The sequence below is a fragment of the Candidatus Bathycorpusculum sp. genome (assembly GCF_009778815.1).
Lineage (GTDB): Archaea > Thermoproteota > Bathyarchaeia > Bathyarchaeales > Bathycorpusculaceae > Bathycorpusculum > Bathycorpusculum hydrogenotrophicum.
Window position 1 is genome coordinate 1 of the sequence record NZ_WRFL01000124.1, and the last position, 2,891, is coordinate 2,891.

Here is a 2,891-nt window from a genome sequence, read left to right on the forward strand (position 1 = left end):
AAAACGAGAACACGGAGAAGGAAAACAACAATGGTAAAAACCAGTTGTCATACGTGCATATGCAAATTACGAGCAACTTTTTTAATAGGGTTTCATAAAAGTTAAAAATCTAAAATTAGACAGGTTGTGCTACTTCTATAGAGCCCTTTTGCTCTTTTCTTGCTTGTTCTACAAGTTTTTGAAACTCTAGTGAACCCTGCTTAATTCGCTCCAGTTTTTCCTCAAGTGGAAGATCCTTTGTTTCCTCATAATGCTTTTCACGAATTTTGTGGATCTCTTCAATAAACTTGCTTTCTCTCATCTTCTTCTAAAGCTCCTCTAATAACATTGACGGCGGCACTATTTTTACCTCTCGGAAACCAAATAAGACATTAACGGAATTTACCCTATTAATGGTTTTAATATTGACAAAATGGCGAAAATTCCAGCTTACAACATAATTACAATTGTTCAAAACGCTGCAGGCGATATGGGTTAAATCATCCAAGCTTTTCTTACTCAACACACCATGTTGCAAATATTTTTGAGCAAGCTCCTCCTGTTGCGGGGTAATTGACACAACAGAATACTTTATCAATGTAATATATTTTAAAAGAGCATCTCTTTTTTCGGTGCTGCACCGATTTATCTCGTCAAAAGCTAAGTCTGATATAATGACTTCGTATTTATCTTGTTGCAACAGTTCCCATAGTTCGTGAGTATCGGCCATTTTTTCGGGTACATCATCGGCTATCAGATGTCCAATTGTTGAAGTGTCCAAGTATATCTTTAACTTTCTCATAATATCAGCCTGCTTACATTATATGTGGTTTCTCTAAAAAATCAATCGCTTCTATATTGTACTAAGACATTTTTAGATTGGTATGTTGAATGCGTATAGTAAAAAAGGTTATGTTATGTAGGCTGCTGACTTTGCTTGTTCTTGCTCAAGTGAGGTTACACTTGGCATGTGCTCTTTTACTTTTTCAATGAAGAGTTTTGCGTAATAGTCTGCCTTTGCATTATCAACTGTGTCTAGTTCAGTGGCCAGATCGTAGAATCTGAAGAGTTCGGGATCATTGAGTAGTTGAGTGACTTTTTTAACTGTGTGGATGTCAAACGATAGTGTTTTTGTTGGTGGCCATATTGCGTGAATACCAAGTTTAGCGCCTAAGGCCTCATATGCTGCTTCAACTGCTACAAAGGCTTTGGATTGTTTTAGGTAGGTATCGGATAAGTTAAGTTGCCATTGAATGTAGGAATCTTTGGTGTTAATTTCTCGTTTCTTTTCTGTGAGTAGGTCATTTTGAAAATTTTCTATCATTGGGTCGCAGTTGAAAAGTTCGGTGTAGAATTCTATTGAGAAGCTTTCGACATCGCATAGTTTTATAACTTCACTTGTTATCCAGCAGGCTGCTCTGTCACCTTTCCATCTGCTATAACAGTATATGCTTGTTAGAGTTACTAGGTAACTTCGCATTTGGTCGAAGAGGTTTTCTTTGGGTGTTGCTTCTTGGAGTTTTTTCTCGGCGTATTCGTAGATGATTTGCGGTACTTGATGGAATATTTCTGGGGTTGGGGCATCCATTTTTTCAAACAGTGTTTGCCAAGGTTTGGCATCATAGTTCATTTTTTCAACAATTAATTTGGCTACATCTCGTAGTTTATTTTGAATTGTTTTGTCGTTTCTCATACGGGCAAGTACGTAATCATGAATAACCCATGATGACCAGTCGTTGTGGTTGTGTTCGCGGAGGTATTTGGCAAAAATTTCCTCTGAGGTGAGGTTGCTAAAAATGTATTTTCCTGGCATATACTGGTAGATTATGTGTCTTTGGGCTTGGAGGATTTCCCAGTCTTTTTCTTCGTAGGTTTGGGTGTGGTTGCATTGGGTGCAGGTGGTGGTTTTTGTTTGGTCGTCAAATGTAAGTTTGTTGTTTTTGTTTTTACATTTGGTACACCAGTCGCTGTGATCTGTCCATAAGTTGTAGACCCATTCTTCAGATGTTTGGTCTTTTTGTTCAAAGTTAGTGCTCATTTGCGTAGCCTCCAATAGTGGGAGGGTTTTTTGGCTTTTAAACAGAGTCTACACCTTCGTGTTTACTTGATTGCATAATTACACTCCATGTTGCTATATTCTCTAAAGGTTCGAACTCGTCTTGAAATGGTCTCATTTTTTCTCTAAAGTTCATGTACCCTGAAATTAAAAAGAGCATTCTGTTATACACCTTTAAAATTTTCGCATATTTACAGGTGAATAGGCTATTTGCGGAGTTGTTGTATTAGGGCATCTTCTTTTTCTTTGGTTAAGTCGAGGTATCTTGTGAGGGGTATGGTGCACCAGTTTGGGGTTAAAAATATTTGTCCAATTTGCCAATACTGGTTTTGTGCTTGCTCCAAAAGGGTTTTTTGTGTTGGGCTTTTTGGAAGCAGTTGTATGTGGGCTTTTTTGGATTGTTTAGTTGGGAAAACAAGCTTTTCCTCTTCAATTTTTACTATTCTTGGACTAATAACTGCAAAACTGTACTTTAACTCCTCTATAGGTTGCCCCTTTGAGAGCTTTAACATATTATACGCCGCCAAACTGCTTGTTTGTGCATGTTGACTGTTATAGTTGCTCCAAGCATTTTTCCAAGCACTATAAAATTGATTTCTAAATCCACTAAACGATACGGGCGACTCTTTTGCTTGTTCTATCCACCATTTAACCATGTTGGGGTACTGATTTAACAAACCATAAGCTTCGCTATCTAGTTTGCACGTAAAGATTTCGGAGAGAGTCAATTTATACAGTTTAATCACTAACGTATGGGTGTGTGTCTTGATTTAAATTGACGACAGTGTAGTCTACGAACGTCATTAACGCCATTTTTAACGTCATTAACGCCATTTTTAACGTCATTAACGCCATT

General features: G+C 37.5%; 4 protein-coding genes. All 4 read right to left on the bottom strand.

Going from position 1 to position 2,891, the window contains the following annotated elements; all coding sequences use genetic code 11:
* Nucleotides 1–115 precede the first annotated feature (115 nt).
* A complete protein-coding gene (locus FWF39_RS12255; protein WP_343383720.1) occupies nt 116–301 on the bottom strand; it encodes a hypothetical protein in 186 nt (61 codons plus the stop codon).
* A gap of 6 nt (nt 302–307) precedes the next feature.
* The gene (locus tag FWF39_RS12260) at nt 308–760 is read right to left on the bottom strand and encodes a PIN domain nuclease (RefSeq protein ID WP_343383721.1); all 453 of its coding nucleotides are present in this window, start codon (nt 758–760) and stop codon (nt 308–310) included.
* Between the two features lie 129 nt (nt 761–889).
* Nucleotides 890–2,017 (bottom strand): hypothetical protein, encoded by a 1,128-nt coding sequence (locus FWF39_RS12265; RefSeq protein WP_343383722.1) that lies wholly within the window; start codon nt 2,015–2,017, stop codon nt 890–892.
* Nucleotides 2,018–2,241: 224 nt separating this feature from the next.
* A complete protein-coding gene (locus FWF39_RS12270; protein WP_343383723.1) occupies nt 2,242–2,763 on the bottom strand; it encodes a hypothetical protein in 522 nt (173 codons plus the stop codon).
* Nucleotides 2,764–2,891 lie beyond the last annotated feature (128 nt).

What these genes read in the sequence shown, in the direction of transcription:
- FWF39_RS12255 (WP_343383720.1), bottom strand. Translation starts at nt 301, where the DNA reads ATGAGAGAAAGCAAGTTTATTGAAGAGATCCACAAAATTCGTGAAAAG.
- FWF39_RS12265 (WP_343383722.1), bottom strand. Translation starts at nt 2,017, where the DNA reads ATGAGCACTAACTTTGAACAAAAAGACCAAACATCTGAAGAATGGGTC.